This is a genomic window from Stenotrophomonas sp. INTA L402-1 (assembly GCF_059295135.1).
In genome coordinates this window covers 1-14,492 of sequence record NZ_JCAFWP010000032.1, presented here as the reverse complement: position 1 = coordinate 14,492, position 14,492 = coordinate 1, and the positions used below count along the sequence as shown (strand labels likewise).

The window sequence follows — 14,492 nt, the reverse complement described above, 5'->3', positions numbered from 1 at the left end:
CGTTGGAATCAGGATTTCGCTAGAGCGCGTCGATGTCACCCAACGCCCGGATCAAACGCCGCGCGCGCTTGTCCGGCTTGTGTTCCGGCGGCTGGAAACCATCGCGTGCCGCGATGCGCAGTGCACGCTGTTCGGCACGGCGCGCCTTCGAAGCCTCGCTCTCGGCGTACAGCTGCTGTGCCGTTGGCGCCGGCCCGCGCTGGTCGCTCAGGCCCAGCACCCGGATCTCGAAATGCTCCTCACCGCGGTCGACCTGCAGCTGCTCGCCAACACGCACCGCGCGCGAGGATTTCGGGCGCTGCCCGGCCACGCTGACCTTGCCGGTTTCGATGGCCTGCTTGGCCAGGCTGCGGGTCTTGAAGAAACGGGCCGCCCACAACCAGATGTCCAGGCGGACACTGGGCGACAGCGGGGAAAGCTCGGGCATTGGTGCGTGCTACTCCGGTGGCTTGTTCAGGGGGCGCGGGTTATCGGGGTCGGTGCGGCAACCGCTGCCCCCGATCAGGGTGGGAACGCCGGCGGAAAGATCCTGGCGCTGGCTGCCGACCAGGCACTCGGGGCGGTCGGTTGGCCGCACCTGGGTATCGCCCAGCCGGTCACCTGTCGAACATGCGGCCAGTGCGGCGCCGATCAAGGCCAACGCCATGCTCCATTTCACCTGCAGTCGTTGATGCATTGCCACATCCTGCAAACCGGCTTGGTGCTAGTGTGCGCCTCCCGGGATTCGATCACCACTCCATGGCCAAAGCGCCGCTTGACCTGACCTCCGGCCCGATCGGCCGCAATCTTCTGCTGTTCTCACTGCCGATCCTGGCAGGCAACATCGCGCAGTCGCTGAACGGTTCGGTGAATGCGGTCTGGGTCGGGCGCTTCCTCGGCGAGGCGGCACTGACCGCCACCGCGAACGCCAACAACATCATGTTCTTCCTGATCGGCTCGGTGTTCGGCTTCGGCATGGCCTCGACCATCCTGATCGGCCAGGCGATCGGCGCGCGCGACATCGCGCAGGCGCGGCGCGTGGTCGGCACCAGCGCCACCTTCTTCATCGGCCTGTCAGTGATCATCGCCATCGCCGGCTGGTTCATGGCCCATCCGCTGCTGGCGGCGATGGGCACACCGGCCGCCTCGCTGCCGTTGGCCGAAGCCTATCTGCAGATCATCTTCCTGGCGATGCCGACGCTGTACGCGTTCGCCTTCCTCACCGCTGCACTGCGCGGTGCCGGTGACTCGCGCACGCCGTTCCGCTTCCTGATGGTGTCGGTGGCACTGGACATCGTGCTGAACCCGGTACTGATCTTCGGCATGGGGCCGTTCCCGGCGCTGGGCATTGCCGGTTCGGCCTGGGCCACGCTGGTCGCGCAGACGCTGTCGCTGGCCGGCCTGCTGCTGTACATGCGGCACAAGCGCCACACCCTGTGGCTGGGCCGCGCCGACATGCGCCTGTTCAAGCTCGACCTGACCATCCTCAAGGCGCTGGTGATCAAGGGTGTGCCGATGGGCCTGCAGATGGTGCTGATCTCGCTGTCGGTGATCCTGCTGATGACCATGGTCAACCAGTACGGCACCGACACCGGCGCCGGTTACGGCGCTGCCCTGCAGCTGTGGAACTACCTGCAGATGCCGGCGATGGCGATCGGTGCGGCGTGCTCGTCGATGGCCGCGCAGAACGTCGGTGCGCAGCGCTGGGATCGCGTGCGTGGCACTGCGCGCCAGGGCGTGCTGTTCAACTTCCTGCTGACCGGCGCGCTGATCCTGCCACTGGTGCTGTTCGACCGCCAGCTGCTGGCGCTGTTCCTGCCGCCGGCCAGCCAAGCGCTGGACATCGCCCGCCACCTCAACCACGTGGTGATCGGCTCGTTCCTGTTCTTCGGCGTCAGCTTCGTGATCTCCGGCGTGGTGCGCTCGACCGGCGCGGTGATTCCGCCATTGCTGATCCTGGCCGGCTCACTGTGGGGCGTGCGCGTGCCATTCGCCGAACTGCTGCAGCCGTACTGGGGCGCCGACGCGATCTGGTGGAGCTTCCCGGTCAGCTCGCTGGTGTCGATGCTGCTGTCGCTGGCGTATTACCGCTGGGGCGGCTGGCGCAAGGCGAAGATGATGGGCAAGCCCTCGCACGCCGAAGAACTGGCCACGCCGTCGGAGATTCCGGCCTGCCCGCCGTCGCCGGTGGCCGACCCGGATGCCGCGCCACTGCGGTAGTGCCGGCCGCTGGCCGGCAACCTCATGGGCCGTTCAATGCGCGGTACTGCCGGCCGCTGGCCGGCAACCTCAAACTCCTCCGGAAGCATCGCGCAACAGCCGGCCAGCGGCCGGCACTACCGTGCTGGATGCCACCTGCCGCGTCCACCCGAACCGCTGCGCGGCCCAGATCTCCAGCGCCACCAGCAGCGCGATGATCAGCAACGGCAACAGCAGCCCGAAGTACACGCCGGGCATCATGCCGTTGATCTGCGCTTTCACCAGCCGCAGCACGCCACGGGTGTGCAGCAGCTCATCGACGTGCATGGTCAGCGCCTCGCGCACCACCTTGGGCTCCAGGCCGAGCGTGCCGGCCTTGTCCACCAGCGTGTCTTCCACCATGCCGCGCAGCAGGCCTTCGCGCACTTTGCCGATCACCCAACCGGTGCCGCGCGCCAACGGGCCGTTGCCAAGACGATCAAGGCCAGGCAACGGATGTTCGCTGAGGTAGGCCGAGGCGATGGTGTCGGCCACATCCCCCACCGTGCCCTGGCTGCGCAATGCCTCGCGCATGCGCGGGTCGTCCAGCGAATCGGTGAAGCCTTCGCTCCAGCCTTCCACCAGCGTCTGCAGGTGCGGCTGGAAATGATCGAGCTGCTTGAACAGCGCGCGGTGCGCGCCAGCAGTGAAGCCCAGCTGCAGGCCGAAGAAGGCGGTGGCCAGCGGCAGCACCACCACGTAGCTGGCCAGCAGCCAGTGATGCCAGCGCTTGCGCCGCTGCAACCAACCCCGGCGGTGCAGCCAGCGCCAGGCGAAGATGCCCAGCACCAGGCCAAGCAGCGTACCGAGCAGGCTGCCGCCTAGCAGATCGAGCACGCTCAGGCCCGTCCAGAATTCGTTCAACCAGTACTGCGTGTCCTGCATGGGTCTTCCTTCCGTGGATGCGGCTGCGCCTGAAATGCCAGCCAGGTAGAGTCGACTGTTAGTCGACTATCGCGCGCAGCGCGGGGGTTTCCGGCATCGCGCCAAGAGCAGTCGACTGACAGTCGACTCTACCAAAGCGAAAGCCTCCCGGCCCGGAGCACGCCAAGCAATGCGACAATCGCGCTCCTTTCCTGCAGCAACGAGGGCCACATGGCCAAACTGACCCTGGCCAGCGTGGATGCGCTGCGTACCCGCTTTGCCGATGACGCCGCCTGCGACGCGGCACTGGCCGCCTTCGCCGACACCGCTGCCCTGCGCGTACCGCTGCGTGAGCTGGTGGAAGCACAACACCGCTACCTGCAGGCCGAATTCGAAGTGGCGCAGGTAGCCGATGTGCTGCGCCGCGACCAGAAATATGCGCCGGTCGGTCGGCCTTCGATCAACATCGTGCAGCTGCGCAAGCAGCAGGCCGCGACCAAGCAGGCGGCGCTGATCGCACGCCAGGTGGTGGCGCAGGCCGCGCAGACCTTCGTGCGGGTGAGCGGGCTGGCGGTGAAGGCCAAGCAGAGCCCGAGCGAGGCGTGCGTGGCATGGTTGGGCGCGTTGCGCTGAGGGATCGTGCGGACCAACGGTCCGCACCCACCAGATGCAGGTCCGCACCCACAAGGTGCAGGTTGGCATCTATCGGGTAGTGCCGGCCGCTGGCCGGCAACCCATCAGCATCGGGCACCTCGCATGCAGCCGGCCAGCGGCCGGCTCTACCAGAACCCCAAAAAGAAGGCCCGCTTTTCAGCGGGCCTTCTGCCTTCTCACGACGAGTGAGTGGGGTGCATCAAGCGGCCGGCTTTTCGCCGGTGGCTTCGGTGGTGATGCGGATCTTCACTTCATCGCTGACGTTCGGGGCATACGCGCCGACGCCGAAATCGCTGCGCTTCAGGGTGGTGGTGGCATCGAAGCCGGCGGCCGGAACCTTGGCCATCGGGTGCTCGCCGCCGCCATTGACGGTGACGTCCAGGGTGACCGGCTTGGTGATGCCCTTGATGGTCAGGTCGCCGGTGACGGTCAGCTTGTTGGTGCCAGCAGCTTCCACCTTGGTGCTCTTGAAGGTGGCATCGGCGAACTTGGCGGCGTCGAAGAAGTCGGCGCTCTTCAGGTGCTCGTCGAACTTGGCGGTGAAGCTGTTCAGGCCGCTCAGCGGCAGCTTCACTTCCACGGTGGACTTGGTCACGTCTTCGGCGTTGTACACCAGGGTGCCTTCGACGTTGCCGAAGTGCGCGCTGGGGTTGGAGAAGCCGAAGTGGCTCCACTGGGCCAGCACGTCGGTGTGGGTCGGGTCCAGCTTGTAGGTGCCCGAGGCGATCTTGATCGCTTCGGCGGCCGGCGCAGCAGCAGCGGCATCGGCGGCCGGGGTGGCGGCCTGCTCGGTGGTGGCCGGGGCGGCGGCATCGGCGGCCGGGGCAGCGGTGTCGGCCGGCTTGGAGCAGGCGGCGATGGCCAGCGTCAGGGCCAGCGGCAGCAGCAGTTTACGGGTGGCGCTCATCTCAGGAACTCTCCGGATCGTAGGGTGGGTACACGGTGTAGCAAGAGCCCGCCGCGGGACGGCAGGCCCGAAACCGATACAACGACTTACGCGATGCGCGCCGCTTCGTCGAACGACAGGCGCGGCAGACGCGGGAACAGGCCCGCCGAGTCACCGTAACCCAGGTTGACCAGGAAATTCGACTTGATGGAAGTGCCGGCGAAGAAGGCTTCATCCACCTTGGCCGCATCGAAGCCCGACATCGGGCCGGCATCCAGGCCCAGCGCGCGTGCGGCCAGGATCAGGTAGGCGCCCTGCAGGCTGCCGTTGCGGATGGCGGCTTCGTGGCGGCCTTCCTGCGGGCCGTCGAACCAGGCCTTGGCATCGGTGTGCGGGAACAGGTACGGCAGCTTCTCGTGGAAGTCCAGGTCGAAGCCGATGATGACGGTGACCGGGGCGGCCATGGTCTTGTCGTGGTTGCCTTCGGACAGGGCCGGGGCCAGCTTGGCCTTGGCTTCCTTCGAGGTGACGAAGACGAAGCGGGCCGGCGTGGTGTTGGCGGCGGTCGGGCCCCACTTCACCAGGTCATACAGTTCCTGCAGCAGGCTGGCCGGGACCGGCTTGTCGAGGAAAGCGTTCTGGGTGCGGGCAGTTCGGAACAGCTGGTCGAGGGCAGCAGCGTCGAGCGCGTGGGACATCGGTGGATCTCCAGGGCGGCTAAGGGAAGTCAGTGCCCGCGGGCGGCGCGGGGCGAAACGACGAGCCGCAGTGTAGAGTGTCGCGACTGTTGCAACACCCAGCAGGGCTGAAACGAATTAATGCCACAGGTGAAACGATCGAGTGCGCCCTGGACGGTCACGGACGGCCGTGCCGGCAATGTCCGCCAGGCGGTCGCGCTGGCCTCTGCGCTGCGCCAGGGCACCCATCGCCCGCTGGTCCTGCAGCCCCGCGCCCCCTGGCGCTGGCTGTCGCCGCGGCGGCTGCCCAGTGATGTGAACGGCTACGGCGAGGCATTCGCGACGCTGGCCGCAGACGCACCGCCGCTTGCGATCGGCTGTGGCCGCCAGGCCGCCGGCGCACTGCGCGTGCTGCGCGCACGTGGCAGCCAGGTGGTGCAGATCCTCGACCCGCGCATCAATGCCCGCCACTGGGACATGGTGGTGGTGCCCGAACACGATGCCCTGCGTGGCAGCAACGTGCTGACCCTGCTCGGCAGCCTCAACCCGGTGGACGACGACTGGCTGGCCTGGGGCCGCGCCGCGTTCGCCGGCTTCAGTACCTTGCCCGGCCCGCGCACCGCGTTGCTTGTCGGTGGACCGACGCCGCTGGCGCCGTGGGATGAAACGGCGATGGTGGGCGTGTTCCAGGCGCTGGCTGGGCAGATCCGCAGCGAAGGCGGCAGCCTGCTGGCGACCACCTCGCGGCGCACGCCATCGGCGTTGGCCGAGATCCTGCGCGCGACGTTCGCCGACCTGCCGCATGTGATCTGGGGCGACGGCGGCGACGGTACGAATCCTTATGGCGGCCTGCTCGGCTGGGCCAACCGCGTGGTGGTCTCGCCCGATTCGGTGAACCTGCTGTCTGAAGCCTGCGCCACGCGCATGCCGGTGATGGTGGCGCTGGCCGAGACCGCGCAAGGCCGGCTGGCACGCTTCCAGCAGCAGCTGCGCGAGCGCGGGCGGCTGCAGGCGCATTGGCTGGACTGGCAGTACGACCGCATCGAACCACTGCGCGAGACCGCGCGGGTGGCGGCGGAAGTGAAACAGCGTCTGGCATTGGGGTAGTGCCGGCCGCTGGCCGGCAATCCTCGGCGCCTGGCATCACGGTAGTGCCGGCCGCTGGCCGGCAACGCTGTACCCATTACCGAACACCCTGTCGTTGCCGGCCAGCGGCCGGCACTACCCGACCGCGCAGCGATTTCTGAACATTTCGATCCGGCTACGCGGTTAGAGTCCAGCGTCCCCCATCACTCTGAACGTCTTCATGCGTACCTTGCTCCTGCTGCCCCTGGCCCTGCTCGCGGCCTGCTCCACCACGCCCACCGAGCTGGATCCGATTTCGTATCAATGCCAGCAGCAGTTGGACGCGTACCGCGAACAACCGGCGCTGCGCGATCCGAAGGGCCAGCGCCCGCCGCTGCCGGTGGCCCCGATCAGCGATGCCTGCGACAAGGAGCTCCAGCGCAAGGGCGTGGATCGTCCCCTGCGCTGAGCAGCGTATGATCGGCGCGCGGGCCTGCCCGCCGTTGAAGGTATCGACATGGATCGTTTCTCCCGCCTGCCCCGCGCCGCGCTGCTGATCGCCAGCCTGCTGGCGACCGCACCGGCCTGGGCCAACAGCACAGAATGCCGCGAGCGCTACCCGAGCGTGGCCGCGCAGGCGGCGATGCTGGACGTGGCCTGGACCACCGCTGAGCGCCTGGACGCGCTGCCCGATGTGGACGTGGTGGTGGCCGCGCGCGGTGGCCAGGACCTGAGCCGCTACGGCCTGCGCCACAGCCACCTGGCCTTCCTGGTGCGTGAGGACAATGGCCGCTGGCGCGCGATGCACCTGCTCAACCGCTGCAAGACCGACAGCTCGCAGCTGTACCACGAAGGGCTGGGCAACTTCGTCGGTGAGAGCGGCGGCCATACCGACCTGCGCATCGGCGTGCCCTCGGCGCAACTGCGTGCCGCGTTGAAAGCGATGCTGGTGTCGCCGTCGATCCAGCCGAAGGCACTGCACGAAACCAAATACAACGTGGTTGCCTACCCGTTCGCCACCGACTACCAGAACTCCAACCAGTGGGTGCTGGAAGTGCTGGCCGCGGCGATGGCACAGGCCGAAGGCGCGCCGGCCATCGTCAAGCGCGAACAGGCGCAGCAGTGGCTGCGCCAGCAGAAGTACCAGCCCAGCGTGCTGCATATCGGCCTCGGCAAGCGCGTGGGTGCGCGCCTGTTCGTGGCCAACGCCACCACCACTGATCATCCGGCCGGCGAACGCATCTCCGGCAACTATTCGGTGGTGACGGTGGAATCGGTGTTCGATTTCCTGCACCAGCGCAGCCAGCTGCAGCAGGAACTGGTGATCCCTCACGTGCCGGTAGCTGGTGCTGCCGCCGCCACGCCCTGAATCCAGCAAGGAGAACGACATGCGTACCCTGCCCGCCGTCCTGATGCCGATGCTGATCGTCGCAAGCCTGGCCTGGTCCACGGCCGCTCATGCAGAGCGCCGCATCGTGATCATCCACGACCCGGGCCCGCAGGGACCGAGCCTGGAGATGTCCACGCAGATGGTGACGTCGGCCCGCGCGGCGGCGGCGAAGGAAGCCCAGGATGCCGCCGACGCTGGCCAGCCGCTGGCCCGCCCGCAGCAGATCAAGCTGCCGCAGATGCAGGTGAGTGCGATCGCCACCACCGTGGATGGCCGCCGCGAAGTGCTGCTGCGCGATGCCAACGACCCGCAGAACACCGCATCGATGCAGTACCCGCGCGGCATCGGCGATCCCGCCGTGCAGTTCACCGTGGGCCAGACCGTGAACTTCGAACCGACCGGCGCCGACCAGGGATGGCAGCTGAAGGACAACCAGGGCCGCCCGCTGGAATACCTGCCCGAGGCCACCGGCCCGCGCGACATCTTCGACACCCGGCGCTGAGCCGCCGTCCCCACCCTGACCAGGAGGTCTCCATGTTCCGTTGCCTGCGCGTTCCCGCCACTGCCCTGCTGCTTTCGGCGCTGGTGGTGCCCACCGTCCATGCCGGCGCAGCGCCGCAGTTGAACAGCGGCCAGACCAGCGTGCTGGTCACGTCGCTGATCGTGCTGTCGATTCCGTTGGCCACGTCGATGGGACTGGCCGAACTGTCCAAGGCCCCGTTCAAGGCCAGCGAGCGCAACGGCAAGGTCGCCGCACGCACGCCGGCGGTGCCGCTGCCACCGATGGAAGTGAAGCAGGTCGCCACCACGCCAACCGGTGATCGCCAGGTGCACCTGCAGGTGCCCGGCAAGGCCGACCAGACCGCAACGCTGCAATGGCCGGCAGCTGCAGGCGATGACCCGATTGCCGGTTTCGTCGTCGGCCAGCAGGTGCGCTTCGACCCGACCGACGCGGGTGCCGGCTGGACCGTGAAGAGCGCGCAGGGCCAGGCGCTGGCCTATGTGCCGACCGCCTATGCCGCCGGCGATGTGATGAGCGAAACGCTGTAAAGCTGAACGGCCGGTTTTGGCATTGCCGCGAGCCGGGCGGATAATGGGCGATCCCCTTTGTCCCCCTGGCTCGCCATGTCCGTGCGTCCTGCCCCTGTGTTTGCCCCGTTGACCGCCCGCGCCCTGGTGCTGGCGGTGCTGGCCATGGGCGCGGTGGTGCTGCTGTCCAACGTACTGGTGCAGTACCCGATCAACGATTGGCTGACCTGGGGTGCTTTCAGTTACCCGGTCGCGTTCCTGGTCAGCAACCTGATCAACCGCCGCTTCGGCCCGGGCCCTGCGCGCCGCGTGGCGTGGATCGGTTTCGCGGTGGCGGTGCTGCTGTCGATCTGGGTGGCCACCCCGCGCATCGCCATTGCCTCGTGCTCGGCCTTCATCGTGGCCCAGCTGCTGGACATCACCGTGTTCGACCGCCTGCGCCGTGGCAGCTGGTGGCGCGCACCGATGGTGGCCACCACCTGCAGCGCCACGGTGGATACCACCATTTTCTGGTCGATCGCGTTTGCCGGTTCGACCCTGCCGTGGGTGAGCTGGGCTGCCGGCGACCTGGCGGTGAAGCTGGCGATTGGCGTCTGCCTGCTGGCCCCGTTCCGCGCGCTGTTGTGGAAGATGGCGCCGCTGCGCACCACCAGCTGACCGCACATGCTCTGGTAGCTGCCAACCTTGGTTGGCACACACCTTGAACCCGGTGGGTGCCGACCGTTGGTCGGCACGATCCTTCAGCGTTCATCGCTGCCGACAGATTGTGCCGACCAACGGTCGGCACCTACCAACGGCGACCATCGCCGAGCCATTGATCTGGTAGCTGCCAACAGCAGGTCATCGCCGGCCATTGATCCGGTGGGTGCCGACCGTTGGTCGGCACGCCCAGCAGAACTCATCGCTGCCGACAGATTGTGCCGACCAACGGTCGGCACCCACCCAAAGCAGGCCATTGCGCTGGCGGGTGCCCCCACTCAGGCGAACGGCAGCTCCGCGGCGATGCACGCTGCCGCAATTGCGGCACACGCCTCTTCAATCGCGGGCGTGGTCGGTGCCAGCCGCGGGCGCCGGTCCAGGGTGCAGGCCAGGCCCACATCCAGCAACGTGGCATGTGCTCCATGCAGCGCCTGCGCGGTGTCTTCCGGCAGGAATTCCGCAACCGCCAACGCATCGATCAACGACGGCGTGTCGCGCGGCTGCAGCAGCGCTGCATGCCGGGCGCTACGCGCCAACACGCCGGTCTGCAGCAGGAACTCCAGGTCCACCACGCCACCCGCGCCCTGCTTCAGGTCCAGCCGCGCGGCATCGCTGCGGTCCAGTTCGGTGCGCATGCGGCCGCGCATCTTCAGCACGTCCGCATACAGCACACCGGTGTCGCGCTCACGCCCAAGCGTCTGCGCACGCACCTGCTCGAAGTCGGCCAGCAGGCTGGCATCGCCGGCCACGCCACGCGCGCGCACCAGCGCCTGGTGTTCCCAGGTCCACGCGCGTTCGCGCTGGTATTCGGTGTAACTGGCCAACGAAGACACCAGCGAACCCTTGCCACCATCCGGGCGCAGGCGCACGTCGATGTCGTACAGGCGCCCGGCGGCGGTCACCGCACCGAGCAGCGCCATCACCTTCTGCGCCAGGCGCGCATACCAGCGCCCCGGTTCCAGCGGACGCGCGCCATCACTGGCGTCTACGCCGGCCGGGTTGTCGTGCAGGAACACCAGGTCCAGATCGGAACCGAAGCCCAGTTCAAGCCCACCAAGGCTGCCGTAGCCGATGATCGCGAAACGCCCGCCGGGAATCTCGCCGTGCGCGGCATGCATGTCCGCTTCGGCCATCGCCAACACGGTGACCACCACGGCCTGCGCCAGCTCGGCCAGTTGACGCGTGCTGTCGACCGCGCCCTGGCGGCCATCCAGCGTGGCCATCGCCATGCGGAAGCTGAGTGCCAGCCGCGTTTCATTGAGCCAGCGCAGCGCGGATTCCGGATCTTCCACCGTCAGCACCTGCTGGCACTCGGCCAGCATGCCGGCGGCATCGGGCATCGGCCCGGACACGCGCACGTCCAGCAGCTCGTCCAGCAGCAGCGGATACGCGGCCAGACGTTCGGCCAGCAGCGCACTGCGCGCCAGCACGTCCACCAACCGCGCCAGTGCGCTGGGCTGTTCATCCAGCAAGGCGAGATAGCTGGTCCGGCGCAGCACCGCCTGCAGCAGGCCAAGCACGCGCTTGAGCGCGGCATCGGGCTGTGGCGAGCGCGTGGCCGCATGCAGCAACGCGGGCAGTACGCGATCCAGCCGCGCACGCGCGGCATCGGACAACGACTTCACGCCAGTGCCCTGGGCGAAGTCGCGCAGCGACTGGTCGGCGCCGTTGGCATCGAGGAAACCGGCTTCGGCCAGCAGCGGTGCGTTGCTGCCTTCGGGCAGGCTGCGCCAGTAGTTGGCCAGCGCATCGGGCGCGGCCTGGCCCTTGCGCGGTGCCAGCAGCGCGGCGAATTCAGTACTGACGCGCTGCTGCTGTTCGGCCAGCGCCGCGCGCAGCACCTCCCAATCCGGATAGCCCAGACCCACGGCGATGCGTTCGCGGTCGAGCGCATCACTGGGCAACACATGGGTCTGCGCGTCACGCAGCATCTGCAGGCGGTTCTCCAGGCGCCGCAGGAACAGGTACGCCTCGCGCAGCGCGCTGCCATCCTCGGGCGCGATCTGCCCGGCGGCCACCAGTGCGTCCAGCGCCACCAGCAGCCGACGCTCGCGCAATGCCGGTTCGCGACCACCGCGGATCAGCTGCAGCGCCTGGCACAGGAATTCGATCTCGCGGATGCCACCGGCACCGCGCTTGATGTCGTCGTGCAGTTCGCGGCGTGCGACTTCAGCGGTGATGGCCGCCTTCATTTCGCGCAGGCCGTCTAGCGCGGTGAAATCCAGGTAGCGGCGGTACACGAACGGGCGCAGGGTCTGCAGCCACGCCTCACCGGCCTCGATATCGCCGGCCACCGCGCGCGCCTTCAGCCAGGCATAGCGCTCCCAATCACGGCCCTCGCGCTGGAAGTACTGGTCCATCGCCGCGAACGACAGCGCGACGCGACCGGCGCTGCCGAACGGGCGCAGGCGCAGGTCGACGCGGTGGCTGAAGCCATCGACGGTGGTCTCGTCCAGCAGCTTGGCCAGGCGCTGGCCGAGGCGGGCGAAATACTCCTCGGCAGCCAGTGCGCGTGGGCCGTCGGATTCACCGCCCTGCGGGTAGGCGTAGACCAGGTCCACATCGGAACTGAAGTTGAGCTCGCCACCGCCGAGCTTGCCAAGGCCGAACACCACCAGCTGCTGCGGCGCGCCTTCGCCATCGCGGACCACGCCGTGGCGCTGGGCGAATTCCTGCTGCAGGGCGTCCAGTGCCAGCCGCAGGCAGTCTTCGGCCAAAGCGGTGGCGCCGGCCAGGGTCTGCGCCACGTCGTCGAGGCCGGCCAGGTCGCGCCAGATCAGCCGTGTGGACATCGCGGTGCGCCAGCGCCGGATCTGCGCCGGCCAGTCGCTGGGCTGCAGCGGATCGAGCACCGGCGCCGGGATCGGCGGGCAGCCGGGAGCGGCCAGTTGTGCCAGCAAGGCCGGTTGCCGCACGAGGGTGTCCAGCGCGAAGTCGCTGGCAACTGCCAAACGGGTCAGCAGCGGCAGCAGCTCAGCAGGAACGGGCTCGGGCAGGACTTGGGCCAGGCGCGCCAGCGCGCGGTCGACAAGGGGCTGCAGGGACGCGGGAAGGTCGGCGGGGGCGAGGGTCATGGGCTGATTGTATCGACCCGGCCGGGACGCAACGGACCCGGTAGTGCCGGCCGCTGGCCGGCAAATCCGATGATCCTGCCGAAGGTTACTGGGGTTGCCGGCCAGCGGCCGGCACTACCGATAATGGAGACCGCGTATTCATACTGGACGACAGGCAATAAAAAAGCCCGCTTGCAGCGAACTGCCAGCGGGCTCTGCTCCCTCCCCCACGTCGGGATGCAGGTCCATCGTGCGGGCTGCGAAAGCACTTTGCACGCTGCACTGCAAAACAAAACCGGCGGGTTTGGGTGACCCCTGCGGGAAAAGCCATTCCACGAAGGTAGAACCCCCCGTACGGATGAGGATGGCCGATAATCGGAATTCCCCCCAGCAACACGTGTCGTCATGTCTGTTGATCGCATCGCCAACGCGCGTCTTCGTGACCGCGTGGTCTCCGCAGAGGCCGCAGCCGCGCTGATCCAGCCCGGTGAAACCGTGGCCATGAGCGGCTTTACCGGCTCCGGGTATCCCAAGGCCGTTCCCGTCGAACTGGCCCGCCGCATCGAAGCGGTGCATGCCCAGGGCCAGCCCTTCCAGATCAGCCTGATGACTGGCGCCTCCACCGCGCCGGAACTCGATGGCGCGCTGGCCAAGGCCGATGGCATCGCCATGCGCATGCCGTTCCAGAGCGACCCGGATGCGCGCAACCGCATCAACGAGGGCAAGCTGGATTACATCGACATCCACCTCAGCCACGTGGCCCAGCACGTGTGGTTCGGTTTCTATGGCGAGATCGATACCGCCGTGATCGAAGTCTCGGCCATCCGCGAAGACGGTTCGCTGGTGCCCTCCACCTCGGTCGGCAACAACAAGACCTGGCTGGACCTGGCCAAGAAGGTGATCGTCGAGGTCAACGAATGGCAGCCGGCCGGCGTCGACGGCATGCATGACATCTACTACGGCACCGCGCTGCCGCCGCACCGCAAGCCGATTCCGCTGGTGAACGCCAACGACCGCATCGGCGACACCGCGCTGCGCTGCGACCCGGACAAGATCGTGGCCGTGGTGCGCACCAACGGCCCGGACCGCAACAGCCCGTTCAGCCCGATCGATGCGACCAGCGAGCAGATCGCTTCGCACCTGATCGAGTTCCTCAAGCATGAAGTGAAGAAGGGCCGCCTGCCGCCGAACCTGCTGCCGCTGCAGTCGGGCGTGGGCAATATTCCGAACGCGGTGCTGGCCGGCCTGGCCAAGAGCGGCTTCCGCGACCTGGCCGCGTTCACCGAAGTGATCCAGGACGGCATGCTCGACCTGCTGCGCGACGGCGTGCTGAGCTATGCCTCGTGCACCGGCTTCGCGCTGAGTCCGCAGGCCAACGAGACGTTCAAGGAGAACATCGATTTCTACCGCGAGCGCATCATCATGCGCACGCAGGAGATCTCCAACCATCCGGAACTGGTGCGCCGCCTCGGCTGCATCGGCATGAACGGCATGATCGAGGTGGACATCTACGGCAACGTCAATTCGACGCACGTGATGGGCACGCGGATCATGAACGGCATCGGCGGTTCCGGTGACTTTGCCCGCAACGGTTTCCTGTCGGCGTTCCTGAGCCCGTCCACCGCGAAGAACGGCACCATCTCGGCGATCGTGCCGATGGCCAGCCACGTGGACCACACCGAACACGACGTGTCGGTGATCGTCACCGAACAGGGCCTGGCCGACCTGCGTGGCCTGACCCCGCGCAAGCGTGCGCAGGTGCTGATCGACAACTGCGCGCACCCGGATTTCCGCCCGCAGCTGCAGGATTACTTCGACCGCGCCAGCCGCGAGAGCTACGGCAAGCACACCCCGCACCTGCTGCCGGAAGCGCTGTCGTGGCACCAGCGTTGGCTGGATACCGGCACGATGAAGGGCTGAGATCCGGAGACTCTGGTAGCTGTCTCTTATACACATCT

Annotated in this window: 15 protein-coding genes; 9 read left to right on the top strand and 6 right to left on the bottom strand. The window is 67.7% G+C overall.

Annotated features, from left to right (window positions below):
- Nucleotides 1-19: 19 nt before the first annotated feature.
- Entirely contained in the window at nucleotides 20-427 is a 408-nt protein-coding gene (locus AC5O77_RS16635) for an RNA-binding S4 domain-containing protein (RefSeq protein WP_121503894.1), read from the bottom strand.
- A 9-nt stretch (nucleotides 428-436) separates the two neighbouring features.
- On the bottom strand, nucleotides 437-676 hold the full coding sequence (locus AC5O77_RS16630) for a hypothetical protein (RefSeq protein ID WP_134951507.1): 240 nt from the start codon (nucleotides 674-676) through the stop codon (nucleotides 437-439).
- Nucleotides 677-738: 62 nt separating this feature from the next.
- On the opposite strand from AC5O77_RS16630, the gene AC5O77_RS16625 reads away from it, so the two are divergent.
- Nucleotides 739-2,199, top strand: a complete 1,461-nt coding sequence (locus AC5O77_RS16625; RefSeq protein ID WP_107432624.1) for an MATE family efflux transporter — start codon at nucleotides 739-741, stop codon at nucleotides 2,197-2,199.
- Nucleotides 2,200-2,268: 69 nt separating this feature from the next.
- Here the strand turns inward: AC5O77_RS16625 and AC5O77_RS16620 are convergent, their stop codons facing one another.
- Nucleotides 2,269-3,102: a hypothetical protein gene (locus tag AC5O77_RS16620; protein WP_494506975.1), complete on the bottom strand. Its 834-nt coding sequence runs from the start codon at nucleotides 3,100-3,102 to the stop codon at nucleotides 2,269-2,271.
- Between the two features lie 210 nt (nucleotides 3,103-3,312).
- Here AC5O77_RS16620 and AC5O77_RS16615 point away from each other — a divergent pair, with 210 nt between their 5' ends.
- A complete protein-coding gene (locus AC5O77_RS16615; protein WP_049462943.1) occupies nucleotides 3,313-3,714 on the top strand; it encodes a hypothetical protein in 402 nt (133 codons plus the stop codon).
- A gap of 220 nt (nucleotides 3,715-3,934) precedes the next feature.
- On the opposite strand, the gene AC5O77_RS16610 is transcribed toward AC5O77_RS16615, so the two are convergent.
- Together AC5O77_RS16610 and AC5O77_RS16605 are read right to left on the bottom strand one after the other, a co-directional pair.
- Complete coding sequence (locus AC5O77_RS16610) at nucleotides 3,935-4,642, bottom strand: YceI family protein (RefSeq protein ID WP_005407837.1); 708 nt, start codon at nucleotides 4,640-4,642, stop codon at nucleotides 3,935-3,937.
- An 86-nt stretch (nucleotides 4,643-4,728) separates the two neighbouring features.
- Nucleotides 4,729-5,319: a malonic semialdehyde reductase gene (locus AC5O77_RS16605; RefSeq protein ID WP_004139510.1), complete on the bottom strand. Its 591-nt coding sequence runs from the start codon at nucleotides 5,317-5,319 to the stop codon at nucleotides 4,729-4,731.
- A gap of 120 nt (nucleotides 5,320-5,439) precedes the next feature.
- Here AC5O77_RS16605 and AC5O77_RS16600 point away from each other — a divergent pair, with 120 nt between their 5' ends.
- The 6 genes from AC5O77_RS16600 (at nucleotide 5,440) to AC5O77_RS16575 (ending at nucleotide 9,439) form a co-directional block, all read left to right on the top strand.
- A complete protein-coding gene (locus AC5O77_RS16600; protein ID WP_494506974.1) occupies nucleotides 5,440-6,405 on the top strand; it encodes a mitochondrial fission ELM1 family protein in 966 nt (321 codons plus the stop codon).
- A 199-nt stretch (nucleotides 6,406-6,604) separates the two neighbouring features.
- Nucleotides 6,605-6,832 carry a hypothetical protein gene (locus tag AC5O77_RS16595; protein ID WP_004139505.1) on the top strand — a complete coding sequence of 76 codons (228 nt, stop codon included), beginning with the start codon at nucleotides 6,605-6,607 and terminating at the stop codon, nucleotides 6,830-6,832.
- Between the two features lie 48 nt (nucleotides 6,833-6,880).
- Nucleotides 6,881-7,732, top strand: a complete 852-nt coding sequence (locus AC5O77_RS16590) for a DUF2145 domain-containing protein (RefSeq protein ID WP_494506973.1) — start codon at nucleotides 6,881-6,883, stop codon at nucleotides 7,730-7,732.
- A gap of 19 nt (nucleotides 7,733-7,751) precedes the next feature.
- Nucleotides 7,752-8,255, top strand: coding sequence for a hypothetical protein (locus tag AC5O77_RS16585; protein WP_004139502.1), 504 nt, complete (start codon nucleotides 7,752-7,754; stop codon nucleotides 8,253-8,255).
- A 32-nt stretch (nucleotides 8,256-8,287) separates the two neighbouring features.
- Nucleotides 8,288-8,803, top strand: a complete 516-nt coding sequence (locus AC5O77_RS16580) for a hypothetical protein (RefSeq protein WP_065724830.1) — start codon at nucleotides 8,288-8,290, stop codon at nucleotides 8,801-8,803.
- A 75-nt stretch (nucleotides 8,804-8,878) separates the two neighbouring features.
- The gene (locus AC5O77_RS16575; protein ID WP_004139497.1) at nucleotides 8,879-9,439 is read left to right on the top strand and encodes a queuosine precursor transporter; all 561 of its coding nucleotides are present in this window, start codon (nucleotides 8,879-8,881) and stop codon (nucleotides 9,437-9,439) included.
- A 320-nt stretch (nucleotides 9,440-9,759) separates the two neighbouring features.
- On the opposite strand, the gene glnE is transcribed toward AC5O77_RS16575, so the two are convergent.
- Nucleotides 9,760-12,555 (bottom strand): bifunctional [glutamate--ammonia ligase]-adenylyl-L-tyrosine phosphorylase/[glutamate--ammonia-ligase] adenylyltransferase, encoded by a 2,796-nt coding sequence (glnE, locus tag AC5O77_RS16570; RefSeq protein ID WP_494506972.1) that lies wholly within the window; start codon nucleotides 12,553-12,555, stop codon nucleotides 9,760-9,762.
- 384 nt (nucleotides 12,556-12,939) lie between these two features.
- Here glnE and scpC point away from each other — a divergent pair, with 384 nt between their 5' ends.
- Nucleotides 12,940-14,454 (top strand): succinyl-CoA:acetate CoA-transferase ScpC, encoded by a 1,515-nt coding sequence (gene scpC / locus AC5O77_RS16565; protein WP_012509864.1) that lies wholly within the window; start codon nucleotides 12,940-12,942, stop codon nucleotides 14,452-14,454.
- Nucleotides 14,455-14,492: the final 38 nt, after the last annotated feature.